Annotated in this window: 26 protein-coding genes; 15 read left to right on the forward strand and 11 right to left on the reverse strand. The window is 46.2% G+C overall.

The features are described 5' to 3' along the window. Positions 1-6: 6 nt before the first annotated feature. Positions 7-1998 (reverse strand): T9SS type B sorting domain-containing protein, encoded by a 1992-nt coding sequence (locus RA156_RS07245; protein ID WP_306643900.1) that lies wholly within the window; start codon positions 1996-1998, stop codon positions 7-9. Between the two features lie 47 nt (positions 1999-2045). Between RA156_RS07245 and RA156_RS07250 the strand changes: the two genes are divergently transcribed. Then, positions 2046-2513, forward strand: a complete 468-nt coding sequence (locus RA156_RS07250; protein WP_306643901.1) for a hypothetical protein — start codon at positions 2046-2048, stop codon at positions 2511-2513. An 18-nt stretch (positions 2514-2531) separates the two neighbouring features. Here RA156_RS07250 and RA156_RS07255 read toward each other — a convergent pair whose 3' ends face one another. Continuing rightward, positions 2532-2891 carry a four helix bundle protein gene (locus tag RA156_RS07255; protein ID WP_306643902.1) on the reverse strand — a complete coding sequence of 120 codons (360 nt, stop codon included), beginning with the start codon at positions 2889-2891 and terminating at the stop codon, positions 2532-2534. A 160-nt stretch (positions 2892-3051) separates the two neighbouring features. On the opposite strand from RA156_RS07255, the gene apaG reads away from it, so the two are divergent. The 8 genes from apaG to RA156_RS07295 all read left to right on the forward strand — a co-directional run bounded on the left by apaG (position 3052) and on the right by RA156_RS07295 (position 9529). Continuing rightward, positions 3052-3438, forward strand: coding sequence for a Co2+/Mg2+ efflux protein ApaG (gene apaG, locus RA156_RS07260; RefSeq protein ID WP_306643903.1), 387 nt, complete (start codon positions 3052-3054; stop codon positions 3436-3438). Continuing rightward, a complete protein-coding gene (locus tag RA156_RS07265; RefSeq protein ID WP_306643904.1) occupies positions 3423-4928 on the forward strand; it encodes a serine hydrolase domain-containing protein in 1506 nt (501 codons plus the stop codon). The genes apaG and RA156_RS07265 overlap by 16 nt, the downstream gene beginning before the upstream one ends. A gap of 2 nt (positions 4929-4930) precedes the next feature. Beyond that, complete coding sequence (locus RA156_RS07270; RefSeq protein ID WP_306643905.1) at positions 4931-5944, forward strand: glycoside hydrolase family 113; 1014 nt, start codon at positions 4931-4933, stop codon at positions 5942-5944. A gap of 81 nt (positions 5945-6025) precedes the next feature. Next, positions 6026-6730, forward strand: a complete 705-nt coding sequence (locus RA156_RS07275) for an SDR family oxidoreductase (RefSeq protein WP_306643906.1) — start codon at positions 6026-6028, stop codon at positions 6728-6730. Continuing rightward, positions 6727-7356 (forward strand): hypothetical protein, encoded by a 630-nt coding sequence (locus RA156_RS07280; protein WP_306643907.1) that lies wholly within the window; start codon positions 6727-6729, stop codon positions 7354-7356. The genes RA156_RS07275 and RA156_RS07280 overlap by 4 nt, the downstream gene beginning before the upstream one ends. Positions 7357-7439: 83 nt before the next feature. After that, on the forward strand, positions 7440-8459 hold the full coding sequence (locus RA156_RS07285; RefSeq protein ID WP_306643908.1) for a glycosyltransferase family 4 protein: 1020 nt from the start codon (positions 7440-7442) through the stop codon (positions 8457-8459). Positions 8460-8506: 47 nt separating this feature from the next. Then, complete coding sequence (locus RA156_RS07290; RefSeq protein ID WP_306643909.1) at positions 8507-8902, forward strand: tetratricopeptide repeat protein; 396 nt, start codon at positions 8507-8509, stop codon at positions 8900-8902. Positions 8903-8941: 39 nt separating this feature from the next. After that, complete coding sequence (locus tag RA156_RS07295; RefSeq protein ID WP_306643910.1) at positions 8942-9529, forward strand: DUF6924 domain-containing protein; 588 nt, start codon at positions 8942-8944, stop codon at positions 9527-9529. 170 nt (positions 9530-9699) lie between these two features. On the opposite strand, the gene RA156_RS07300 is transcribed toward RA156_RS07295, so the two are convergent. Then, positions 9700-11184, reverse strand: a complete 1485-nt coding sequence (locus tag RA156_RS07300) for a PQQ-dependent sugar dehydrogenase (protein WP_306643911.1) — start codon at positions 11182-11184, stop codon at positions 9700-9702. 320 nt (positions 11185-11504) lie between these two features. Here RA156_RS07300 and RA156_RS07305 point away from each other — a divergent pair, with 320 nt between their 5' ends. From RA156_RS07305 to RA156_RS07320, 4 genes are all read left to right on the forward strand, one after another. Next, positions 11505-13100 (forward strand): peptide chain release factor 3, encoded by a 1596-nt coding sequence (locus tag RA156_RS07305; protein WP_306643912.1) that lies wholly within the window; start codon positions 11505-11507, stop codon positions 13098-13100. 69 nt (positions 13101-13169) lie between these two features. Then, the gene (locus RA156_RS07310; protein ID WP_306643913.1) at positions 13170-13793 is read left to right on the forward strand and encodes a carboxypeptidase-like regulatory domain-containing protein; all 624 of its coding nucleotides are present in this window, start codon (positions 13170-13172) and stop codon (positions 13791-13793) included. 204 nt (positions 13794-13997) lie between these two features. Further along, the gene (locus tag RA156_RS07315) at positions 13998-15860 is read left to right on the forward strand and encodes a T9SS type A sorting domain-containing protein (protein WP_306643914.1); all 1863 of its coding nucleotides are present in this window, start codon (positions 13998-14000) and stop codon (positions 15858-15860) included. 66 nt (positions 15861-15926) lie between these two features. Next, on the forward strand, positions 15927-16475 hold the full coding sequence (locus RA156_RS07320; protein WP_306643915.1) for a hypothetical protein: 549 nt from the start codon (positions 15927-15929) through the stop codon (positions 16473-16475). On the opposite strand, the gene msrB is transcribed toward RA156_RS07320, so the two are convergent. The 7 genes from msrB to RA156_RS07355 form a co-directional block, all read right to left on the reverse strand. Then, positions 16472-16918 (reverse strand): peptide-methionine (R)-S-oxide reductase MsrB, encoded by a 447-nt coding sequence (msrB, locus tag RA156_RS07325; protein WP_434064837.1) that lies wholly within the window; start codon positions 16916-16918, stop codon positions 16472-16474. The genes RA156_RS07320 and msrB overlap by 4 nt on opposite strands. Positions 16919-16971: 53 nt before the next feature. Beyond that, positions 16972-17496, reverse strand: coding sequence for a CIA30 family protein (locus RA156_RS07330; protein ID WP_306643917.1), 525 nt, complete (start codon positions 17494-17496; stop codon positions 16972-16974). 67 nt (positions 17497-17563) lie between these two features. After that, positions 17564-17893: a hypothetical protein gene (locus tag RA156_RS07335; RefSeq protein WP_306643918.1), complete on the reverse strand. Its 330-nt coding sequence runs from the start codon at positions 17891-17893 to the stop codon at positions 17564-17566. A 23-nt stretch (positions 17894-17916) separates the two neighbouring features. Next, positions 17917-18558, reverse strand: a complete 642-nt coding sequence (gene pdxH, locus RA156_RS07340) for a pyridoxamine 5'-phosphate oxidase (RefSeq protein ID WP_306643919.1) — start codon at positions 18556-18558, stop codon at positions 17917-17919. Positions 18559-18648: 90 nt separating this feature from the next. After that, on the reverse strand, positions 18649-20022 hold the full coding sequence (locus RA156_RS07345) for a methyltransferase domain-containing protein (RefSeq protein ID WP_306643920.1): 1374 nt from the start codon (positions 20020-20022) through the stop codon (positions 18649-18651). Positions 20023-20090: 68 nt separating this feature from the next. Next, the gene (locus RA156_RS07350; RefSeq protein WP_306643921.1) at positions 20091-20972 is read right to left on the reverse strand and encodes a helix-turn-helix domain-containing protein; all 882 of its coding nucleotides are present in this window, start codon (positions 20970-20972) and stop codon (positions 20091-20093) included. A 119-nt stretch (positions 20973-21091) separates the two neighbouring features. After that, positions 21092-21988, reverse strand: coding sequence for a class I SAM-dependent methyltransferase (locus RA156_RS07355; RefSeq protein WP_306643922.1), 897 nt, complete (start codon positions 21986-21988; stop codon positions 21092-21094). A gap of 66 nt (positions 21989-22054) precedes the next feature. Between RA156_RS07355 and RA156_RS07360 the strand changes: the two genes are divergently transcribed. After that, positions 22055-22957, forward strand: a complete 903-nt coding sequence (locus RA156_RS07360) for an alpha/beta fold hydrolase (protein ID WP_306643923.1) — start codon at positions 22055-22057, stop codon at positions 22955-22957. Between the two features lie 3 nt (positions 22958-22960). Further along, complete coding sequence (locus tag RA156_RS07365; RefSeq protein WP_306643924.1) at positions 22961-23998, forward strand: endonuclease/exonuclease/phosphatase family protein; 1038 nt, start codon at positions 22961-22963, stop codon at positions 23996-23998. Here RA156_RS07365 and RA156_RS07370 read toward each other — a convergent pair. Continuing rightward, positions 23973-24380 (reverse strand): hypothetical protein, encoded by a 408-nt coding sequence (locus RA156_RS07370; RefSeq protein ID WP_306643925.1) that lies wholly within the window; start codon positions 24378-24380, stop codon positions 23973-23975. The genes RA156_RS07365 and RA156_RS07370 overlap by 26 nt on opposite strands. Between the last annotated feature and the right edge of the window lie 48 nt (positions 24381-24428).

Below are 24428 nucleotides of genomic sequence, written 5' to 3' on the forward strand. Positions count from 1 at the left end.
TAGCGGCTATCGTAAGATAACCACACTTCCTTTACGAACGATGGCATTTCCTTTATGACTGATGGCTTTGGTGATGTAAGAGTACACCCCATCCATCACGTAATGACCGCCACCTTGGAATGATCCATTCCAGCACTGGCCGGTTTCATTCGTACGCCATACCTCTTCTCCCCATCGGTTGAATAGAATCAACTCGAATTCTACGATGTTGAGCGTTTCCGGACACCAAACATCATTCAATCCGTCGTTATCAGGAGTAAAGGCATTTGGAATGTAGAGCGCATAGTCACAGTCTTCAAATACTAAGGTCACCTCTGCGGAATCTGTGCCACATTGGTTCGATACAATTGCTTGATAATACCCGCTCTCCGTGATCTCCCGCATGAACTCAGTACTGCCATCATTCCATAGGACCGAATCATTCCATGGACCACTGGCGTCTAAATCGACAATGTCTCGCATGCACAGTATCTGGTCATCCACCAGCACGACTTCAGGATATTGAAGATTGAAAATGCTCGTCTCATCGTTGACGTAGCATTGTTGGTTGTTGAGAATGACGCTATAGTCTCCTTCTGCAGAAACGGTGATCGAGTCAGACATCTGTCCGTTGGACCATAAGCCTGGTTGAGAAGCTCCCAGGGTCACCGTCTCTCCCGGACATAAGAACACCTCTTCAGGTAAGTTAACCTGCGGGTAGGCGATGACATTTAAGAAAACAGAATCTCTTCGTGTGCATCCTTGGTTCTCCACTTCCATCCAGTACCAACCTTGTTGGTTCACTGTGATTGAAGTGCCAACATCCCCTGTGCTCCAAAGCCCTTCCGCGTTAGCGCTAAAAGTAAAATCACCATCAACACATATCGAAGTATCAGGACCAAGGGCAATGGTCGGCAGGAACGGCGTAGTTACCGCGATATCATCGCTAGCCTCACAACCGAGTGAACTAACCGTCACAGAATAACCTCCAGGTTGATCAACAGTAATTTGATTGGTAGACTCCTGGGTACTCCATTCTACAGACTCCCAGCCTTGCCCGACGTCTAATACCGTGCTCTCCCCTTCACAAATCACAACATCCTCTCCTAAATCAGGAGTCGGAAGCGGATTCACTGTGACCGTGATTTGATCTGTTTGAACACAACCTAAACCAGCAGTATCCGCTACCAGGTCGTAAGTGAAAGTCACTGGCGTAGAGCCACCGTTTACCAAAGTCACAGAAGGATTGGCGATTTCATCGTCGTTCAAGCCATCTCCTGTCCATTCATAGCTAAAATTGTCGATATCCGTCGATCCAAGCTGCACCGTCTCACCACTGCAAATGGTAATATCGTTTCCAGCATCAATGATATTCTCAACTACGTAAGGCATGCAGGTTGTGAAGGTGATATCGTCGATTCCAAAATCATTGCCCCCTCCATTGGTTTGTTGGTTCACCAAACAGATATCAATCGATGTATTGGCCCCACTGTACCAGTCTTCCGCGAATTCTTGCCAACCGCCACTCACCGTTTGAGAAGCCCCGAGAGGAACTCCGTTAATATTGAATTGTAACTGGGCGTATATCGTGTTGTTTGGGTTGGTATCTACATTCCTACCCCATGCTGAGAAGCTATACCATGTATCGGGTTCAACGTCAATGGTTTGACACCAAACATTGGTATTCGGCAATGAAGAACCATTCACGATCATGTAATTCCCTGTCGGCGGATTCGTATGATCAAACCCTGCGAAGAAATCATGGAAATTGGCCGCATTCGAACCGATGACATAGTTCCCTTCAAACGATAATAATCCCCAAGGACCATTTACCGTAGCCAAATTGTAATCGGTTGTAAAGCCTGTATTTCCTTGCTGAAAGTCGCCATTGGTGACCAAATTTCCGCTCAAGAACTCACAGGCCCCACATTGCGCCTGCGCTTGTCCTGCCGCTACGAATAAGACGAGCGCTACTAGACAGGTTTTCCAGTGATTGATATGTTGAGTGAGAGAACTCAAAATTCTGTTTCTTGCAAGAGAACAAAAGTTGAGCCAAAGATACGGCTATGAAAAGGGAAGATTTAGTCAGACACTTGATGAATGATGAAAAGCTAACTGTTGAGATCGACGGCAAACCCGCCATACTAGGATCATCGGAAGCCTTTTCAACCGCTGAACTGACCTCCGATCAATGTGAGGTATTACTTGCTGACCCAAATGCCCTTGAGCGATACACGATCCCCCTCACAGACGGTATGTGGGATATCGTAGACCTTACTGACAACGAGATTTCCATTGGTCTTCCGCTTGCTTATAATCTCGCTAGCGCGGAAAAAGGCAGCTCCCTCTGGTTCCGCATTCCCAAAGATGATTCTCTCCGCTCCATCTGTCGCAAAATCAGAAGGCCACTTGCGCTCCTTCGGAACTCGCAGACTCCAATCGATTCCACCATCGGTTTCAGACAGGGAAAGTTGGAGCGAATTGCTTTTGATGAAGTAGGACGAATCATTTCTGTTAAAGGGCGGAAGGGCTAAATGGCGAAATGTTTCTAGTTATGCTGCTAGAGAACGTTTTAGGCCGATGATCATTGCTGAGATTCTCCGACACTTGTTTCTTAAAACTTCTACACGTTTGGGTTCTGCAAAGCCTCTGTCTTGGAAAACGATTAGTTGTGTTCTGACTTCGGCGGAAGAACCGTTCGCATAGTCAAGTAATCTCCCGTATTCCTTCAATGAAGAACGCGAAGCACCTTCTGAGATGTTAGACATGATGCTGATAACAGCTCGTTTGATTTGATCTTGCAAACCATAATTTCTAGAATTCGTTGGTAGCTCATCACATAGATCAAACACATCATTCATCAACTCTCTAGAGAGCTGCCAAACCACTAAATCTTCTACTGTTCTTGCCATTTTTCCATCAAAGGAATATCAAATCCCCTCATCCCCAACAAGAACTTTATATACGTCGACCAAAACTTCACATGTTAAGACTCCAGAGCACATTTCGCCTTTTAGCCCTTTCGCCATTTAGCCCGTCAACCCTTAAGCCTTTTCTACTAACTTAGCTCCTATGAACACCGCAACAACCCAAGGCATTCAAGTATCTGTTGACACCCGCTTCGAACCTTCACACTCCAACCCCGAAGCGAAAATGTTCATCTTCTCTTACAGAATTCGAATTGAAAACAAGGGAGAAAATACTGTGCAATTGCTTCGACGTCATTGGGTTATCTACGACACAAATGGTGAGGTGCGTGAAGTAGAAGGACCTGGTGTAGTGGGTGAAACGCCTACACTTAAGCCTGGTGAATCATATGAATACGCCTCTGCCTGTGACCTGAACTCAACCATGGGTAGCATGGAAGGTGAATACATGATGGAAAACAAAGACGACGGACAATTCTTCCAAGTGGTCGTCCCAAATTTTAGAATGGAAGTTCCATGGATCTTAAACTAAACTCTCGACTCCTGGCGCTTTTTGCGCTTCTCTCTTTCTCAATCACCATTCAAGCTCAAAGTCTAGAAGAAGACCTAGATGCCATTGCTGAAGACTACCAGTTGATGGGAATGTCAGTATTGGTTGTTTGTGGACAAAACGTTCATGCACACTATCACTACGGCACCAAAGACTATACAAGAGATCTTGCCATTGACGATAGTACCATGTACCGCATTGCATCTATTTCGAAGGCCATCACTTCTACTGGCGCTATGAAGTTGGTAGATCAAGGTTTACTCGATTTGGATGCGCCGGTAAGCAACTACCTCGGTTATGAATTTGCCAATCCAAATCACCCAAACACCGTCATTACTACCCGAATGGTAATGAGTCACACCTCTTCATTGCAAGATGGTGATGGCTACAGTCCGTTCCTTTCTGACACGTATAGCTTAGGCGCCAACTTGCCTTCGATGTTTGAACTTGTTCATCCAGACGGAGACTACTACACATCAAACATGTGGCGCACGGAGGAACCTGGAACCCATTTCGCTTACAGCAACATCAATATGGGAGTGCTGGCGACGGTTATGGAGTCAGTCAGCGGACAACGCTTCGATCTTCTGATGGAAGAACTCATCTTCGAACCTCTTGGTTTGGCTTGCACCTACAACACGGCCAACATCGAAAATATTGACAACCTCGCAGTCATCTACCGAAACCAAGGTGGATGGAACCCACAGGTAGACAACTACCAAGGAGTGGCTCCAGCACAACCAGATCTTGGTGATTACTTGCCAGGAACCAACGGTTCGCGTTTCGCACCTCAAGGAGGACTTCGAAGCAGTGTATACGATCTATCACAATTGATGATCCTGCACATGAACAATGGCTTCCACCCTGCGAGTGGCCAGCTGATTTCTACCGAATTGATGGAGCTCATGCACACTCCTGTATGGACCTACGACGGAAGCAATGGCGACAACTACTATAACCTCTTCAACCAATGGGGACTCGGGATTCAGCAAACGACCAACACCTCAATGGGAGACATCGTCATTCCTGATATGACGTTCCTTGGCCATCCAGGTGAAGCTTACGGTCTCATCAGCGATTGGTACTTCAATAAAGACGAAGAGTTCGGACTCATCTTCATGACTAATGGATCATGGAATGGATTCTCGTTTGGGAACACTTCTGCATTCTACACCCTTGAAGAAGAGGTATTCGATGCGGTAAGTGGTGAACTGGGATGTGCGAATTCAGTGACAGATTTGGACCAACCACAATTCAAGGTCTACCCTAACCTATCGAATGCCGGTGCCACGGTTCAAATACATACAGATGTACGCATCGACACGTTGGCGTTAATTGATGCTAAAGGAAGTCGTATTCTCCTCGAATTCAGCAACAATTCATTCGAAATCCCTTTTATTCGTAGTGGTATTTACACTCTCGTTGCCACAGCTGATGGACGACAACTGACGCAACGATTGATTATCGAATAAGCGTGCGTTTACTAGGAATTACTCTTCTCATTTGTTTCACCATTGCGTGTGGAGCACAGCGTAGTTTTGAAAAAGAACCCATGATTAATGGGGTGTCATTTGTGGGAGGACCAAACCCCATCGATGGATCAAATTTCAATTCCGTCAAGAGCATTCATGCGAATTACATCACCTTGATGCCCTTTGCCTATGGTGATCTCGGTAAACCGAATATTCGTCACTCCAATCTCAATTGGCAATGGTGGGGTGAATCCGCTGAAGGCACAGAGAAAAGCATCCTAGTGGCTCACGAACAAGGACTTTCTGTGATGATCAAACCACAACTGTGGTTAGACTGGGGAAGTTTCACGGGACATCAAGAGTTTGACAGCGAAGAAGATTGGGTTCAATTCGAAAACGATTACCGCGAGTTCATCATGATCTATGCGGAAATGAGCCAAAAACATAAACTCCCAATGTTCTGTATCGGAACTGAACTCTGTGCATTCGCGGAACAACGTCCTGAATACTGGAAACAACTCATCTCAGATATCCGCGAGGTTTACGATGGTAAACTGACCTATGCTGCCAATTGGGATAGTTACAAACGAATGCCCTTCTGGGATGACCTTGATTACATCGGCGTAGACGCCTACTTCCCGCTCGATGATGGTGTTTCTCCAACACAGGAAGAATTGGAAGAAGGTTGGAGTAAGTGGGTAAACAAACTCCAACAATACTCTTCAGACTACGGGAAGAAGATCCTGTTCACGGAGTGGGGTTACCGCTCTAACGACTACACTGGAGAGAAACCATGGGAAACTGGAAAAGGACAATCAGTGAATCTCGAGAGTCAATCCAATGCCTACCGAGCCACGTTCAATCAGTTCTGGGATAAACCCTGGTTCGCTGGCGGTTTTGTTTGGAAATGGTTTCCGAATCACGGTAAGTCTGGTGGCCCAGGAGATAACAGATTTACCCCTCAAAACAAGCCAGCAGAAGAAGTTCTAAGACAAGAATTCGGTCAGCGAAAGTGAGCGTCATTCAGCGTATTCACTTGAGCAAAAGAATTCATACATAGGCCATACGTCTAAAGCCATAAGCCTTAAATTCGCATCATGTCGAAACGAATCATCATTACCGGCGCTAGCAGCGGAATTGGATATGCTGCTGCTTCCCTCCTCGCCAAACAAGGAAATAAAATCTTAGTGAGCGCAAGACGAACAGATCGTCTTGAAGAACTCGCAGCTAAATTCCCAGGGCAGATAGACACCATCAAATGTGACGTCACGAATGTAGACGAAGTGCGTGCGATGGTTCAGAAGTGTGTCGATGCCTTCGGAGGTGTTGATGTTCTAATCAACAATGCGGGCATGGGACTATTCGACCCACTCATCGATGCTAAACTAGAGGATTGGCATGCGATGTTTGACGTGAACGTGAAAGGTCTCTTGACTTGTGTGCATGCTGGCATTCCTGAATTGCGTAAAACACATGGGCATATCATCAACCTTGGTTCGGTAGCCTCTCACAATGTCTTCCCAAATTCTGGTGTGTACTGTGCAACGAAGCATGCTGTACTCGCCATTTCTGAATCCATTAGAATTGAGCTTCGCAAAGAGGTGCGCGTAACAACCATTTCACCTGGAGCTGTGAACACAGAGTTTATCGACCAGACGAAGAATGAAGAGCTTTTGAAGAGCTACAAACCAAACTTCGAAGCTGGTATGACTGCGGAACTGATTGCTGAGCAAATTGCGCATGCTGTGAACATGCCTCAAAGTTCAAACGTGAGTGAAATCATTATTCGTCCGAACTCATGATGAAACGACTCCCACTCTTCTTCCTGGCTTCGCTTTTCATGTTTGCTTGTTCAAATTGTGACACAGACCCGAAAGACCCTCAAGGAGAGAATCCTACTGAAGATACTACTGCCACCACTGGATTCGTGCGCACAGCAGAGAACTTCGATGGCGTGAACGAGTTTTCTCAGGAAGTCTTGGATAGCCTGAAAATGACCTACCAGTTCCCTGCTGAAGACGGACTTTACTTTGTGCCTAAGCACTCGCGCGTAACCATTGACTTATTGCCATTACAGATTTGGACGCGCATGGTGAATCGGCGCGAGGATTGGCGCAGTGATGAGCATCCAGAATACAATTGGGTACAATTCCATCGCTTTGACCATACTGACATTACTTGTGGTGGACGTCCTGCCGAGATCAACGAAATTGATGGCGGATTTGATCTTTTCATTCCGTTCGATGGAAATACCTCCAATCGCGTTAAAGACTTACTTGCAAAGTACCCAGAAGGTCTATTCACTTTAATGATTGATGAAAAGGCAACCAGCATTCATCCATTAGGCATCGACATTGGCAGTGACGGAATCCATGTAAAACATGGAAATCGTGCTGTACTTGACAGCATTCAGACACGCTTTAAATAGTGGACAATAAGCGAATCGCCTTTTATTGTAGCTCCATTAGCTGGGGCGGACTAGAGATGAATGTCTTGCGATTCGCTTTGCGCATGAAAAAAGCGCATCAAATCGTGACCTTGGTCTGTGTGCAAGATTCTCCTCTTGACAAAGCAGCTCAGAAAGAAGAACTCTCGGTTATTCATGTTGAACGGAACAAGAAATACTTCGATTTCTCCTCGGCCAGGAAGATTGGAAAGATTTTTAATGAGCTGAACGCAGATGTAGTTTGGATCCGCGATACCAGAGACATTGATGTCTGCGGCTGGGCAAAACGCTTCTCGAAGCGGAAGTTTAAACTTCTGTACCAACAGGCAATGCAGTTTGGCGTTTCGAAGAAAGACCCAGCACATACCTTCCGATTCCGACAGATTGATATTTGGGTGGCTCCTCTGCCCTTTCTCGCTGATCAAGTGAAGAACATGACGCGATTCCCGAAGGAAAGAATTCACACCATTCCTCTGGCGGTGAATATGGATCGCTTCAAACAGAAGTCAGAGAAAAGTGAGGTCCGTAATGAACTAGGTTTGCCCACAGAAGCGCTTCTTCTCGGGAATATCGGCCGAATTGACCCATTGAAGGGCCAGCAATTCCTCATTGAGTCGTTCATCATTTTGGCCCAAGAACGAGCTGACTTGCACCTTCTCATCATGGGTGATCCAACGAAGAATGAAGGTGATGCGTTCATTCAAAAATTGAAGGCGATTGTCGCTAACGCGGAATTGGATAGTCGTGTGCACTTCCTTCCTCATCGAAGTGACGTCGAAAAGGCATTTGGTGCACTCGACATCTTCGCTATGACCAGTGTGGGGGAAACATTCGGAATGGTCACCATCGAAGCCATGGCCAGTGGGTTGCCGATCATCGGCACCAACACATCAGGTACTCCAGACTTATTAGGTCACGGAGAAATCGGAATGCTCTACACGCCCGGTAACATCGATGCGTTCAACTCTCATGTACGCGCCTTATTCGACAAGGAACTTCGAACAACGCTATCGCGGAAATCGGAAGAAGGCAGTAGACGATTTGAAGAAAGTGTGGTTGTGGAATCGTTGCTGGGAATACTCTGAATCGTGGCTTTCTTATGTGCTCGTGAATCATTTGCTATTTTCACGGCATGCATCTGAAGTACCTTTCAATCTTGACCGCGTTCATCGTAGTCTTTTCATCTTGTGATCCTCATTCCGAATCCAGTGCCTTACTCTACGAAGCTCAGATTGTTATCAAAGAGTATCGGAATAGCAGCAACCAAGAAGCCTTGCTCGATTCTGCACATACTATCCTCGATCACGCTATTGAGTTGAACTCAGAGAACATTGGCGCATGGGAACTAAAATCATGGGTTTCCTTTCAACAAAAGAACTCTGCAGATTTCATTGCTTCCACAAATAAGGTACTGAGCTATTATCATGGTGACCCACAAGCTCATGCGAATGCAGGAAATGCTTTTCTAATGCTAGGAGATGACGCTACAGGATTATCACATCTCGACACGGCACTTACTCTATTTTAGCAGAACACCCTTGAATACCCACATGACCAACAACTCAAGGTGGGCTATTTCAACACACTGGTGTCTGCAGGTAAATTCGCTGAGGCGGATGAATTTGTTCGAACTGAAAGATGGAAACCTTCTCCTGGCCTTACTAATGCCATTGCCACTGGAGGTGCTGAACGACTCGTTCAATCTATTGTAAACGGCAAGGCACATTGGCAAGGTGTCGAAGTAGATGATGCAACAACTCCAGTGATCCCACATTTCCCTGCGATCTTTTTGAAAGAAGAGGCAAGTCCTTTCGAATCAGATGAACTCGTACGCTACCTTCAATTTGGCGCATTGAGTGATCGTGGCCCCTACACGCAGTACATCGAAGTCGAACAAGAAATCAACGAAAAGACCCTTCAAACGTTATCCAAAGAAGGTTTCAACTCCATCTATTTCGTTGTCGATTCGTTGACCTTCGCATACCCTGAACCAGCGCTGCTTTGCAAAAACAGCAAGATTACTGAAGCACTCCCCTTTCAAATCAGGGTTTCAATTCAAGACATGGCAAAGTTGGAAGAAGCCATCAGCATGGGCCTGTTGAGTTGGGATGAGCTGGTGTTGATGGTTGGGGATGATGGGGTTATTTCGATTTAGGGTTAAATGGCTAAATGGCTAAATGGCTAAAGGGCTAAAGGGCTAAAGGTCTTTTATTCGTTCCACATTCCACATTCCACGTTCAACATTCTACGTTCCACGGATACTCTTCTATCAGCAGACGGTGGACGGTGGACGGTGGACGGTGGACGGTGGACGGTGGACGGAGATTAATCACATATCTGGCCAAATGCTCCTAGGAAAATGAGGAGGTCAGCAGCGTTTACGAGTCCATTGTCATCAAGGTCAGCAACGCATTCTTCACCGTTTGGACCAATGCATGTGCCATCATCAATTGTGGCTGATGGGTTGTAATTGTCTGAATTAGGGTTAGTACAACCTAGAATACCTGAAACGATTCCCCAGTTGACTGTTGGTGTTGGCGCTGCACATCCATCGGCAAGTTCAACCACGCAGAAGTACGCTCCTGCTTCAGTAGGCGAAAAGCTTGAACCGTTGGCTCCTGCAATGAGGTTTCCATCTTGGTACCAGTAGTAATTGTCACCGCCTGAAGTAAAGAGAGACACGTCGTTTCCTGAGATTTGAGGATCCAAATCACCACATGGGTCAACGAGTTTATAGATTGTTCCGTTCAGATTGGCAACATAGAGGTCTCCGGCCATGTTTTCTCCAAACGCTACCCAGCCAAATCCTTGTCCGAGTAGAACTTCGTCTTGATCAAAACCTCCACCGTTTGGTGTCAATGCTAAGAAGTCACCAGCGCAGTAATCAGTGAAGAAGTACTTGCCGTACATGTTCGGGAATTCGCTTCCTCGGTAAACGTGACCTCCAGTAATTGAACACCAGTTGTACGGACCACCATGAGACACTTGTGCCACCGGATCAACATACGCCGCAGCACCTGCACACCCCGAAGTGTTATATGGATCTGTTCCTTCGTAACAGCGCCACCCGTAGTTCTCACCTCCTACCGAAGATGCTTCTTGGAAATCAACTTCTTCCCAATCGTTCTGTCCAACATCTCCAATCCATAGGTCTCCTGTCAATCGATCAAAAGAGAACTTCCACGGATTTCTGAAGCCTATAGACCAAATCTCATCCAATACCGTCGCGTCACCCACAAACGGATTCGAAGCTGGAATCGAATAAGGCAAGCCATTATCAATATCCAGTCGTAAAATCTTACCCAGAAGGTTCTGAGGGTTCTGTGCGTAGTTGTTCGGATCTCCTTGTCCGCCACCATCTCCTAGAGCAACGTAAAGGAAACCGTCAGGACCAAATGCAATATGCCCTCCGTTGTGGTTACCCGCAGGTTGATCCACATTGATAATCAGTTCCGCCGAACCGGCATCTGCCACATTAGGGTTGCCAGAAACAGTATAACGCGCCACTTGAGTATCACCCGAACCATCGGTATAGTTCACGAAGAAGAACCCATTGTTCGAATAATCTGGATGGAAAGCTAATCCAAGCAGTCCACGTTCTGAGCCATTGCTAATCAAGCCCCCGATGTCAAGGAAGGTTCCAAGATCATTCCCCATCGCATCATAAACCTCAATATGTCCGAGGTCTTGCTCGATGATAAACAAACGATCATCTCCGCAATGATAAATCCCAACAGGATCATTCATCCCGGTAATGAAAGGTTCCAATTCAATTTCTAAAGGTGAAGGTGATTGCGCAAAAAGGCTCACACTAAGAAAGCATGCCGCAAGGCAAAGGCAAAAGCGATTAAGGTACATGGCTCTGGTTTGGTGTAGACAAGATACGAAATTGCGACGTCCCTATTCCGGCGTCCGGCATCCGGCGTCCGTTCTTTCTTCTGGGAAATCACCGCCGCGATCTGCGTTCCGCGTTCCGCAATCTCTATTCCGGCGTCCGGCGTCCGGCGTCCGTTTCTTTTCCTATAGCTTCACCACCGCATTCCACATTCCACGTTCAACATTCCACATTCCGCGATCCGCGATCCGCATTCCGCGTTCCTCTTCCACGAAAACAATCTACCTTTGCCGCCATGTCATTGAACGAAGAGATCAATAAACGGAAAACCTTTGCGATCATCTCTCACCCAGATGCCGGAAAGACAACGCTGACAGAGAAGTTTCTTCTTTTTGGAGGGGCCATCCAGACAGCGGGTGCAGTGAAGAATAACAAGATCACGAAGACAGCCGCGTCTGACTTCATGGATATCGAACGTCAACGTGGAATCTCGGTGGCTACATCGGTGATGGGCTTTGAGTATAAAGGACTCTTAATCAACCTCCTTGACACCCCAGGTCACAAAGACTTCGCGGAAGACACTTACCGAACACTGACTGCTGTAGACAGCGTCATTCTCGTAGTCGATAGTGTGAAAGGTGTGGAGGAGCAGACAAAGCGACTCATGGAGGTATGCCGTATGCGCGATACCCCTGTAATCATCTTCGTGAACAAGGTTGACCTTGAAGGACGTGATCCGTTTGATCTTTTGGATGAGCTAGAAAGCATGTTGAATATCAATGTGCGTCCGCTGAGTTGGCCTATTAGTAAAGGGTATAGCTTCAAAGGGGTGTACGATCTCTACAATAGTTCATTGAAGTTGTTTGAAGCGAACAAGACCAAAGTGGTTCACGAGCAGGTGGAAATTAAAGACCTTGATGACCCACAGCTTGATGAATTGGTAGGCGAACATGCCGATCAATTGCGCGAAGATGTTGACTTGATCCAAGGAGTGTATGAAGAGTTTGAAGACGAAGAGTACCTGCAAGGGAAACTTGCCCCTGTATTCTTTGGTTCAGCCGTAAATAACTTCGGGGTTCAAGAAATGCTCGACACCTTCGTCCGCATCGCTCCTGTTCCACAGCCTCGTCCTACAGACGTGCGTGACATTGCTCCAGACGAGAACAAATTCACTGGGTTTGTTTTCAAGATTCACGCGAATATTGATCCAAAGCACCGTGACCGCATTGCCTTTTTGCGCGTTTGCTCGGGTAAGTTTGAACGCAACAAGTTCTTCAACCACGTACGACTGGAAAAGAAGCTGAAATTCGCCAATCCAGCGACCTTCATGGCGCGCTCGAAGAATGTGGTCGACGAAGCCTTCCCAGGTGATGTGGTTGGATTATATGACACCGGCAACTTCAAGATTGGAGACACCTTAACCGAAGGTGAAGCACTTCAATTCCAAGGGATTCCTAGTTTCTCTCCTGAGATCTTCAAAGAGTTGGTTAACCTTGACCCAATGAAGAGCAAGCAGCTCGATAAAGGAATCAAGCAGCTGACCGATGAAGGGGTGGCTCAGTTGTTTATCCGAGAAGCTGGAAGTCGTAAAATCGTGGGAACCGTTGGTGAACTTCAGTTTGAGGTAATTCAATACCGACTGGAACACGAATACGGCGCAAAGTGTGAATTCCGTCCGAAGAACTACTTCAAAGCATGCTGGCTGACTACTGAGAACGAAGAGAAATTAGAGGAGTTCAAACGTATCAAAGCACTCGAAATCGTTCAAGACAAGGATGGAAACGACGTTTACCTCGCTCCTTCTCAGTTCTTGCTAGATATGGAGCGTCAGAATTTCCCAGAAATTGAGTTCCACTTTACAAGCGAATTCAAGACCGCAGGTGTTAATTGATTCAAACTGTAACAAAACACACCCAGGCTAACGTCCTAAGGAGGAGTGTTTTTAGCTATCTTTGATACAATGCGGAATTTAATCCTTCTTGTCCTTCTCATTACTGCCGTTCAATTGAACGCTCAAGACAGCACCAAAGCCGTGATTCAGTTCAGTGGTTTGGTTGTGACAGGAGATTCCTTGAATCCAGTTCCTTTCACCACTGTATACCGTGAAAGAGATCAACGAGGAAGCATCACAGACAACGTAGGATTCTTCAGCATCCCAGCATTCGCGGGAGACACCATCAAATTCTCTGGAATTGGATACATGCCTGAAGAGTACATCATCCCTGATACACTCTCGAATCCTCGTTACAACATTGTTCAGCTTCTCAGCAGAGACACCATCCAGCTGAACACCACTTACGTCTACCCTTGGCCAACCAAGGAACGTTTCAAGCAAGATTTCCTCGCCCTCGACATCCCTCGCACAGAAGAAGAGCTCGCCGAGAAAAACCTCGAAGCAGCCATGATGTACGAGCGCATGCGAGAAATCGACCCAAGCGCCGCTGAAGCATACCGCTACGCCATCACGCAAGAGTCAAATAAAATCAGCTACGCTGGTCAACTCCCTACCATCTCTCTGATGAACCCTATCGCCTGGGCACAGTTTATCCAGGCATGGAGAAATGGGGATTTCAAGAGGCAATAAAATCCGGCGTCCGGCATCCGGCGTCCGTTCCACTATTATTCCGCGATCCGCATTCCGCGATCCGCGTTCCGCATTCCTCGTTCCGCGATCCGCGATCCGCGATCCGCATTCCACCACTCGTAGGAAAAAACTTACACTTCATCGTAACCTTTACGCACATCATCGAGTAAATAATCCTACCTGATTTAAAACAAACTCGTGCGGATGAACAGACTAATTACCCTAGTCACTGCCCTCCTTTTCTCTCTCATTTCAATGGCCCAAGAAGGCCCAGGAGGTGTTCAAGGTGATGCCCAAAACAGATTCTGGTTTTCAGCTGATGTTCTTTATTCTATTGACGAAGAAGAGCTTATCTCGCAATGGAAAAACTACGGTGGAAACACGCTAGCCGCTTATGAAGTTGGCGGACGTAGACCAATGGTTGTATACGAGAATGACTATGCCTTAAATGGCTATCCGACGATTCAGTTTGATGGTAATAACGATCGACTTAAGATCGATAACAACAGTGATATCAACACCTTTTCTACAGCGAACCCGGTTGCCCAAAGAAGCTATTATATCGTATTCACAACAGGGGAAGAAACAGAAGACCGTATGGTCATCTATGAAGAAGGTGGCGAAGAACGTGGATTCAATATCTGGATTGAGGAAGACGAACTGTTTGTCGGAACCTATAATATTTCTGATGATGGTGAAGGTTCGGAATGGGAATACACCTATATCAGCGACGAAGTAGATCAGGAAGAAGCATACATCATTAGCGTTCATATCGACGGTGATGAAGATGCTGATGGCACCATGGACGTGTATATGAACGGTGGTTTACTTGACACTGCAGAAGGTGTTGGGTTAAGATACCCAAGTGAAGGCAACGTTTGTCTTGGCGCTATGCACGGAGATAGCTACTTCATTGATGAAGAAGAAAACGGTCAACGCTACGAATTTGAAGGACAAATTGCGGAGTTCATCCTCTACAACCAGATTCACGGATTGGCTCAACGTAACATCATTGAGAATTACTTGAGTGCTAAGTTTGATATTCCGCTTGACGGCAATGATTACTACTATGGAGATCACCCTACATGGGGTAACCATGACCACCATGTGATTGGCATTGGAAGTCAAGGAGGTGTTTCCAATACGGTAGCTCAAGGTTCTGGAATCGTGCGCATGAGCAACCCTTCTGACCTTGGACTGAATGAATATCTCTTCTTGGGCTATAGCGATTTCAAGTTCGGTTGGAGAAATAGTGACCTCCCGAATAACATTGCAGGACGTTCTTCAGGTAGCTGGATATTCGATGAAGTTGGAGGAAATGTAGGAGCTACAACCCTCACCTTTGACCTGTCAGATTATATGCCAAACAATGCGGTTGATTTCCGCTTAATCGCTGATATTGATGGTGATGGATACTACGCTGACGAAACCCCATTGAACATTATCCCTGCCACTTCTGATGGCGTGAGATATTCGTTCTCAGGAGTCGACATTCCCGAAGGAATCGACTTCACCTTAGGATTTGCTATGCTTTTCCTTCCTGTTGAATTTGCTGATTTTACTGCGTCTCCAGTGAGCGGAGATGTCAAGTTGAATTGGTCAACCTCTAGTGAGACTAACAACCAACTCTTCAAAATAGAACGCTCGACCAATGCAGTAGATTGGGAAGTGATAGCCTACGTAGATGGTGCCGGTAATAGCCAATCGCTCATCAACTATGACTATACAGATACGCATGCCCTGCATGGTACTTCCTACTACCGCATTCGTCAAATGGACTTCTCAGGGGCGAATAGCCTTTCAATGGTCAGATCTGTCTACATCACGGACGACAGCGGCTTGTGGGGACTATACCCGAACCCTGGAAATGAAGTGGTCACAGTGTACAACGATGGTTCAACTAAAATGCAGTTGGAGGTATTCGATTTATACGGACATCGCATTGAACGCATTCAAATCCGTGAAGGTGAGCGTAAGAGCCTAAACGTCAGCGACTGGGCTGCGGGAGTTTATATTGTTACCACAGAGGACAACGATAAGGAGTTCGTTCGTTTTGTTAAACGATAATGCACTTTTCCGCCTTTGGCGAAAGAGGAAAAAGAAATATCATTGCTTTGGAATCGTTCAAAGCATATGCGCCTTCTCCTTCTTCTCAGCTCTTTAGTATTATTCGCTAGCGCGGAAGCACAAATTATCTCGAGTGATTCTATTCCTACATGGACAAAACCACCTTTCTTCCATAGAGATCACGGATATGGCTCAGCTTTACTAAATAGCGAACGTTCCTTAGGAATCATGCCTGAAGTCAGCGCCTTTTCACAATACCCCGTAGGTCTTGCCCTAGGCTTAGGTCAATTCATGAATGGTGAAGGTGGCGGCACTTCATTCGGGATCTACGGAGGTGGAAACTACAGTTGGACCTACGAAACCATCGCTCCCAAAGTGGGTGTATGGGCTCACACCTACGCCTTTGTCGCTGGAGTGAACGCAGGTGCAGATATGCATTGGTACCCAACAGACAACGGACGGTCACTTATATTCAGACCGAAAGTGGGCATCGGACTGTACAAGTTCTTTATCTATTACGGACGAAACTTTGGAGACCTCTTTGAAGTCGAAGGTGTACACAGAAACAGCATCACCATCACTGGCTACATCACCACTTTCCCTTGGAAACGTTAGTCTTCCATTTTACGAAGGGCAACAGCGTTGATGCAGTAACGAAGTCCACTTGGCGCTGGGCCGTCAGGAAAAACGTGGCCTAAGTGCGCATCACAGGTATTACATACCGTTTCTACCCTTTTCATCCCGAAAGTAGAATCAATATGGTAAGCGACTGCACTTTCTTTGATAGGCTGCGTAAATGAAGGCCATCCCGTGCCGCTTTCAAACTTCACACTCGCATCAAATAGCGGTGTTCCACAACACACGCATTTGTACTTGCCTGGGTCGAACAAGCTGCACATTTCAGAACTAAATGCGCGTTCCGTTCCTTTGAGTCGAGTCACTCTGAACTCTTCAGGAGTCAAGGTCGCTTTCCACTCTTCTTCAGAACGTTCATCTCGACGTTCCGGTGTTGGATTACCGTGATTGGCGAAACGTAATACGTCTCCCCAGTCTAACATGCTCGCATCTGTTTTCATACCTGCAAGTTGCTTCTTTTTTCGCCAACGAAATATCACTGAAACATCAATTCGTCAATCTCCAACTCGAAGGGACCAGCTTTACCGTCGTACTTAATTATTCCGATTCGGATGATCTCTTCAATTCCATCTTTTCCCAACTTCTTCCCGGTCTTTCCTTGAATGGTGTATTCAACCAAATCTTTGAGATCTATGGTGAATTCCTGCCATTCCGAAGTCGGTTCGAAGGTGTATTTATAGGTAGGCAGCCACCACTCTTGATTCTTCTCTAAGACCAATGAGAATTGCCCACCATTACCACGAGCTTTGATCGTGACCGACTTCTTTCCTTTCAAGTCGTATTTGTTCCAAGGGCTTCTCAGACTAGCGAATCCGCCGTTGTTTTCGAGGCTAATGGTTCCAGCGAAATGGAGATGGTCTTTCTCGAGGTCAAAAGAACTGGATGACCTTCCTCCCATGACACCATCGTTGATGATATACCAGTCAGAACCCGCTTTGCCTTCCCCCATGTCTAACATCAAGGGTTGAGCAAGTGCAAAAAGAATAAGGAGCGTAAACATAATTCGTGCTTTGGCTTAATAACCCAAAGACGAATTCAATGTTTCTAGGAAAGGGGCGTGAACAAATTCAATATTCGATATCTCCGTCCAAGACTTCAGAGGTGATAACAACACCTCTTCGTGTCCACATTCTCTTCAAGATGAAGTAGAAAGCGACTACAACACCCGCTGCGAACACTACGGCAAGAGCAATAGAAGCAACGTGAAGATCATCAGGACCACCACTCGGCATGATTTCGAATTCTTCGAGAAGACCGAATAATATTCCACCAACAAATGAACCGGCGTAATAGCTAACTACACCAAGGATTGCCCAAAGCCATTTGTTCTCGTTGAATTTGTCGGCAAGATTGTAGAATGCGCGACCAATGAAGTAAATGAGTAATATCCCGATCATGGGGACAAGATAGGCTTAATCAATCAAGGCGCCAATCGCTCCTGATACCAAGCGCCATCTGCATCTACACGATATGAAAGACGGTCATGAAGTCTACCTGGTCTTCCTTGCCAGAATTCAAAGTATACTGGGAATACGCGGTATCCGCCCCAATGTGATGGACGATCAACTTCTTTCCCTTCATACTTGTCTTCAATTTCTTTCATGCGACGCTCGAGCTCTTCTCGACTTTTAATCACCGTGCTTTGGTCGCTCACCCACGCCCCTAACTGGCTCTCTCTCGGACGAGAAGCGAAATAGGCATCTGATACTTCAGCAGGCAACTTGCGCGCCTCTCCTTTCACTCGGATTTGTCGCTCAAGTCCTTTCCAGAAAAAGTTGATCGCCACCTTCGGGTCTTGACCAATCTCTTGTCCTTTTACGCTGTTGTAATTCGTGTAGAAAACCAAGCCCTCACGAGAGAACTCTCTCAACAAGACAATACGTTGATTCGGGAAACCATGATCACCAATAGTCGCCAAGTTCATGGCATTGTAGTCTTCCGGATCATTCGTTCTGGCCTCTTCCATCCATTTCTCGAATTGATCAAACGGATCTTCATGAGCCTCAGACTCCAACAAGATGTGCGTTGAATAGTCTTTACGTACAGAACCTAGGTCTTTCATGGGTTGAATTTTAATTGGAACAGCAGAAACATCTGGCTGTTCACTTAAGGGCAAGATAGCAAGCAAATCACGGTCAAAAAATGACCTCTATCATCGTTTTTGTGCGACAACAAACAGGGCGCCTTCATCATCATTGTCGAGAATTTCCCCCGAGCGATGGACGTAACCAATGTGTTTTAAATCAATGACATCAAAACCAATTTCTTCCAAGAAGGCTTTCAGGGAATCCTCTTCGCAGTAGTGCAAGAAGGCAACTTCTTCGCCACCTACTTTCTTGTAGAACACATCCCCTTTTTCATACCCAAATGAAGCTAGGTTGTGCTCTTCATAAGCCTTCACGGCATGTGGGCCCCATTCGTTTTTATCGTTGAGGTTAAACGCGTCGAAGAACAACAGTCCACCTGGCTTCAATGAAACCAAAGCCTTCTTCAGCGCCTGACGTCGTTCTTCTTCTGTTGGAATATGTCCATAGGCATATAAGAAGGTGATAGCGCACAAAGACCCTTCTGGCAGTTCCATCTCTAACCAGTTTCCTGATTGAGCATTGACGCCTCTGTTTTGGGCTACGGCGCACATTTCCGGACTAAGATCCACTCCCATCAAGTCGTACGATGCTTCGCTTTCTTCGCGAATCTTCAATGCTCGACGACCTGTTCCACAAGCCAGGTCAAGCACCTTTTGAACTGAAGATTCACTCAGTTTATCTGCGATCAGGGCGTTAATACGTTCGGTGTACTTTCTGCGCGACTCGTGCTTAAGATCAAAACTGTCATATTCCAAGGCTTGTTCTTTATAGTAGCCACCAATAAGTTCAGCAATGACTTTGCTCGAAGGCTTTGGAATGATAGGATAAATGCGATGTGATCTTGTCTTCGGATTGTCTGCCAGCGATACATACTTAAAGGCATCTTCTTCGAAAGCATGGTAATTGTCTTTCGGATGCGCAAAACTTGCAGTTGGTGCCTTCTCATTCAAGGTGGCAACAGCGCCCTTATCTAGATCAAAAATGCGAAGTCTATCCAGTGTGTCTAATGCCGGGTAGTAGAAATGGAGTGTTACCAGGTACTCTTCCTCACTCGGGTTCACGATTTTGTGAATGGTGTTGTCTGGTTCATTCAACACACCACCAGCTTGAGCACGAATGGTGCGCGATTCCAGCAGTTGATCTCCGGATTGAATGTATTCGATGTTATCTACCGTTCCTTCGAGACAGAGCACATAGCCCCAGAATCCCTTGTGGTGGTGTACCGCACTTTCTACTCCTGGTGGCCAGTATAATAAGACACACTCAAAAGGCTCTAAGCAAAGAATGTTTCGTGCGTAGTCTTTTTTATCAGTAATCTCAGGGAGATACCCCTTGTAGTTCAACGAATCAACATCAATCGCGCGGACGAATTTTCCGAGCCATTCGTAGTCAAAACCTTCCGGGGTGTTCTCCCGGATCGCTTGCAGTATTTTCTCCATCACAAATTCGGTTGCCGCAAGATAGAAATTCACTTGTGGAACCAAGGCCTAGAAGGAAATGATTCGGATCAGTTCTCCTGACGGAATTTCAACGGTGCCATTCCGGTGTGCTTACGGAAGTACTTGCGGAAGTTGGTAGGCTCATCAAAACCAAGCTCGCGTGAAATTTGTCCAACGCTGATCTGTCCTTCTACTACCAATCGTTTAGCTTCAGCAATGAGCGTTCGATCAATGATCTCTTTGCTCGTGCAGCCAGCAAAACGCTTCGTCAAGTCGTTCAGATACTTGTACGAAATGCCCAACTCTTCGGCATAATCACTCGCATTGCGTGTTTCGCCCAAACGTTGTGGAATACGCGCTCTGAAACGAGTATAGTACGAGAAACCTACCTCTTCTTCATTCTGCGTGATACGCTCGTCGGTAATCAAACGATCAGCATGAAGTAGAAGCAAATTCAATGAACTCTTGATGATACTTGCTCTCAGCTGATCATTGGCGTGATTGTATTCGCGAAGTACCATTTCAAAATACATCACGATGTCACGGTAACGACGCGCATCTAGCATTGACGTTCTGACCTGATTGTCAAATAAACGACGAATCGCCATGGCTTCTCTTGGGTCTGCGTATTCCCACAAAAACTCAGGAGTGAAACGCAAAACGTATCCTCCGATCAGACGTGCTGGATCATATTGTTGAACCTGTTCTGGTGAAATAAACAGAACAGCCCCTGGATGCAGGGTATATTTCTGAAAATCGATGTGATGGCTTCCGGCTCCTTTGTCCACGTACATGACCGTGTAAGCTCCACTGCGGTGGCGTTTGAACACGTCATTTCCAAACTCATCATTCCCTTTACCAAGTGTATCCTCAATGCTGAAGATACTGAAGCCATCAATCCGGCGGGCATCTTTTCGGATGCCATTCACACCTTGGGTAAAGAATTGCATGTTGGTTAAAGGTTAGGGAGGGCAATATAGGATAACGTTCAGGTAAGAACCAAATCTAAAGGGTACATCTCTAAGGAAACTCGACAGTCGGTCAAATTCACTAGACCATTGGTCAAAAATCAGGATGGCTTGACCACCGAAATTTTCAAGGCCGCACCTAAGCCCGTGATATTCAGTCCGGTATTCACCAAAACCTTCGCAAGGCGCCAGTGCCACTGGGTTTCAGTCTTTTCCCTCATCTGCTCATTGGGCGTCTCCTCTCCTCTTAAGGCAGTGGAATTGAGATCTTTACTACGCGCTATGCGCGTCAAATTAATACCGGTTGTTTCCGTTTTGACAACACGAAAACCAGCATCTTTCATTACGCGCTTTAAGGTCTTTGGTGTGAAGTAGGCCAAATGTTCAGGAAAGTGAATGACGTCGTATTCAGCTTTGAGTTTGTAACGGTGAAGCGCATTGAAATTCGGAGTAGTACAATAGTGCATCCCTCCTTTTCGCAGCAGTTCATAAATCACCTTGACATCATGCGTTGGGTGATAAATGTGTTCGATCACCTCAAAGCTGGTGATCACATCGAAATGCTCCTCCGGGAATATCCTTGCCGATAGATTCCCTTGGAGCATTTGAATGCCCTTCTTTTCACAGATTTCTACAGCTTTCGACGAGAACTCCGTTCCGTATACCTCCCATCCTCTTTCCTTGGCTACTGACAAGAATTCACCAATCCCACATCCTACATCTAGCAGACGATTGGTTTTCCGATATTTCTCAAATCGGTCAAGAAGCTCATGATAACGCTGAATCGTAATCGGTGAAATCCATCGGTCTTCATGGTAGGAGTATCGAGAATAATGGTCATCCAGCTGCTCCTCTGTAGGAATGCGATGCATGAACACCATCGAACAGTTTCCACACCGTACCATCTGATGCTTTATATAAGCCTTCATCGGTCGAAGCTTATCAGAACCACAAACAATGCAGTGCTGATGGTAAGCGGGGAAACGTTCAGCTGACATGCCCGAAAGATACAATTACCACTAGCGTATCATGCCCAAAAGTGAATTCCTTTACATTTGGTGTCTATGCTATTCAGTCCTTACCCATTCCGCGCTAGCGATAACCACCAGCTACATGTCTATAAATCAGACGTACCCAACGCAAAGATGAATTTGCTCATCGTGCATGGTATGGCTGAACATGGTGCGCGCTATGAACGTTTCGCGAAAGCAGCAGCGGAAAAAGGCATTCAAATCATTGTTCCAGACTTGCGTGGTCATGGACGTACTAGTGAGCTAAACGGACAACGTGGTGTCTTCGGTGAAGGCGGTTGGAAACGCGTGGGTGAAGATGTCGGTGAATTGGCCACTCAAATCACAAACGAAACGAATCTTCCACTTTATGTTCTCGGACATAGCATGGGTTCGATGGTTGCGTTAACGACCATTGAACGCGGGTTGATTCAACCTAAAGGTGCCATATTGAGTGCTTTGCCCCCACATCCGGGAGCGTTGGTTTATGCCGGTAAGGTGCTATCGAAAATTGTGAGTGTTTTTAAAGACAAGAACAAGCCGAATCACTTCATGGATAAGCTGACATTTGGTGAGTTTAATAAAGGTATCGCTAACGCGGAAACGAGCTTCGATTGGCTTTCTAGAGATCAACAAGAAGTGAAGAAATACATCGATGATCCTGATTGTGGAGAGGTGTTTAGTACAGGCTTCTTCGGCCAGCTAGCTGATTTGACCGACTTTGCACACAAGAATCTGTCGAAGGTTGATAAGACCTTACCTATCCTATATATCGCGGGTAATGCTGACCCTGTCGTTGAAAAAGAGAAAGGCACGGAAAAGGTGATTGATGCGTTTCAGAAACATAGCTCTGCTTTCACTGCGCAGATCTTTCATGAAGCACGCCATGAACTCTTGAATGAAACGAATCGTGATCAGGTGACTGCTTTTGTACTTGATTGGATTGAACAACATTAATCGATGAAGAAAGTCATTCGCATAGTACTTATCCTGGGGCTCATTTTCGGGCTGTATGTTGCAGGTGTTCTGATTTATGGAACGGTGACTGACTTTCAGCCAGAGGAACTCATCGATATCAGCATCGAAGGCAATCCGTCTACCTCTCCTGACAGTACCTTCACTTTTGTGACCTGGAATATTGGATTCACTGCCCTGGGTGAAGAGACTGATTTCTTCTACGATGGCGGCACCACGGTGATTCAAACAGAAGAAATTGTTAAGAAGAACCGTGAGGGCATGGCAGAGATCATCGCTGAACTCGATGCCGATGTATACCTCTTTCAAGAAGTTGATAGCGTAGCTAAACGAAGCCACCGCGTGAATCACGTCGATTTCTTTGCAGAAGCTATTCCCAACCATTCTCATGCATTCGCGGTGAACTATCAGGTAGATTTTGTGCCCGTGCCGCTGTACAAGCCAATGGGAAAAGTCATTTCTGGACTAGCGAATTACTCGCGTTTCCCATCAACCAATGCGGAACGCCATGCCTACCCTACGCAGTTCAGCTGGCCAACCAGTATCTTCTTCTTAGATCGTTGTTTTCTTTCGCAGCGCATTCCCTTAGACAATGGAAAAGAGCTCATTGCCATTAACACCCATTGTTCTGCCTATGATACTTCAGGCACCTTGGTTGCTGAAGAGATTAAGCTTTTAATGGATTTCGCTAGCGCGGAATTCGACAAGGGTAATTACGTAGTGATTGGTGGAGACTGGAATCAATGTCCACCCAACTATACTCCCAAGAACCCAGATCCCGCCTCATACGGCGAGTTTATCTTGGAAGAAGATCAGCTTCCGGAGGGATTTTCATGGGTTGCAGATCCCACGATTCCAACCAATCGTAAGCTAGAGACCGTATACACCGACAGTAGTTATACGTCAGTAATCGATCATTTTGTGGTTTCTTCTAATGTGCAGGTAGAAAGGGTTCAGGTTGTAGATCACGACTTTGCGTTCTCAGATCACCAGCCGGTTACTCTCGAATTTCGTTTGAAGTAGTGCTTGGTGACCAATCACGAATGATTCGAATCTTCAAGTAATCAGGTAGCATCGGTGAAGCCATCATCTTTGCGCTGATAAAATCGCGCGCTCCTTCAATCACATAGCGTTGGTTAGCTCTGAAGTCTTCCTCTCCACAAACCACGATGTCTGCTTTCGGGTACTTCGCTACTAACTTCGGCATGGTCAGCCCTCGTGGCTTTAAACTTCCTTCCAATAAGATCAGCTGATCAAGCAACATCAACACATCGTCTTCTCCACCCTTCAGCTCTTTCGGCCGCATGAGATGGATGACGCTGTTCGGCGATGCCGCCTTCACCTGCTGAGAAAGAAAGCTCTTCAACTGGGCATGCTCACTCACTATGTAAACTTCTGAGTACACAACGTTTTCGGTTTGTCCAAGATGCGTTCCAAGCTAACTAAATAAATC

It is taken from the genome of Sanyastnella coralliicola (assembly GCF_030845195.1).
In the GTDB taxonomy this organism is placed as follows: domain Bacteria; phylum Bacteroidota; class Bacteroidia; order Flavobacteriales_D; family Sanyastnellaceae; genus Sanyastnella; species Sanyastnella coralliicola.

Excerpts from the sequence above, each read along its gene's own strand:
- RA156_RS07355 (WP_306643922.1), bottom strand. The coding sequence starts at position 21,988 with ATGTCAGCTGAACGTTTCCCCGCTTACCATCAGCACTGCATTGTTTGT.
- RA156_RS07330 (WP_306643917.1), bottom strand. The coding sequence starts at position 17,496 with ATGTTTACGCTCCTTATTCTTTTTGCACTTGCTCAACCCTTGATGTTA.
- pdxH (WP_306643919.1), bottom strand. The coding sequence starts at position 18,558 with ATGAAAGACCTAGGTTCTGTACGTAAAGACTATTCAACGCACATCTTG.
- RA156_RS07275 (WP_306643906.1), top strand. The coding sequence starts at position 6,026 with ATGTCGAAACGAATCATCATTACCGGCGCTAGCAGCGGAATTGGATAT.
- apaG (WP_306643903.1), top strand. The coding sequence starts at position 3,052 with ATGAACACCGCAACAACCCAAGGCATTCAAGTATCTGTTGACACCCGC.
- RA156_RS07315 (WP_306643914.1), top strand. The coding sequence starts at position 13,998 with ATGAACAGACTAATTACCCTAGTCACTGCCCTCCTTTTCTCTCTCATT.
- RA156_RS07350 (WP_306643921.1), bottom strand. The coding sequence starts at position 20,972 with ATGCAATTCTTTACCCAAGGTGTGAATGGCATCCGAAAAGATGCCCGC.
- RA156_RS07335 (WP_306643918.1), bottom strand. The coding sequence starts at position 17,893 with ATGATCGGGATATTACTCATTTACTTCATTGGTCGCGCATTCTACAAT.
- RA156_RS07310 (WP_306643913.1), top strand. The coding sequence starts at position 13,170 with ATGCGGAATTTAATCCTTCTTGTCCTTCTCATTACTGCCGTTCAATTG.
- msrB (WP_434064837.1), bottom strand. The coding sequence starts at position 16,918 with ATGTTAGACTGGGGAGACGTATTACGTTTCGCCAATCACGGTAATCCA.
- RA156_RS07290 (WP_306643909.1), top strand. The coding sequence starts at position 8,507 with ATGCATCTGAAGTACCTTTCAATCTTGACCGCGTTCATCGTAGTCTTT.
- RA156_RS07320 (WP_306643915.1), top strand. The coding sequence starts at position 15,927 with ATGCGCCTTCTCCTTCTTCTCAGCTCTTTAGTATTATTCGCTAGCGCG.
- RA156_RS07265 (WP_306643904.1), top strand. The coding sequence starts at position 3,423 with ATGGATCTTAAACTAAACTCTCGACTCCTGGCGCTTTTTGCGCTTCTC.
- RA156_RS07280 (WP_306643907.1), top strand. The coding sequence starts at position 6,727 with ATGATGAAACGACTCCCACTCTTCTTCCTGGCTTCGCTTTTCATGTTT.
- RA156_RS07285 (WP_306643908.1), top strand. The coding sequence starts at position 7,440 with ATGAAAAAAGCGCATCAAATCGTGACCTTGGTCTGTGTGCAAGATTCT.
- RA156_RS07305 (WP_306643912.1), top strand. The coding sequence starts at position 11,505 with ATGTCATTGAACGAAGAGATCAATAAACGGAAAACCTTTGCGATCATC.
- RA156_RS07360 (WP_306643923.1), top strand. The coding sequence starts at position 22,055 with ATGCTATTCAGTCCTTACCCATTCCGCGCTAGCGATAACCACCAGCTA.
- RA156_RS07365 (WP_306643924.1), top strand. The coding sequence starts at position 22,961 with ATGAAGAAAGTCATTCGCATAGTACTTATCCTGGGGCTCATTTTCGGG.
- RA156_RS07345 (WP_306643920.1), bottom strand. The coding sequence starts at position 20,022 with ATGGAGAAAATACTGCAAGCGATCCGGGAGAACACCCCGGAAGGTTTT.
- RA156_RS07255 (WP_306643902.1), bottom strand. The coding sequence starts at position 2,891 with ATGGCAAGAACAGTAGAAGATTTAGTGGTTTGGCAGCTCTCTAGAGAG.
- RA156_RS07250 (WP_306643901.1), top strand. The coding sequence starts at position 2,046 with ATGAAAAGGGAAGATTTAGTCAGACACTTGATGAATGATGAAAAGCTA.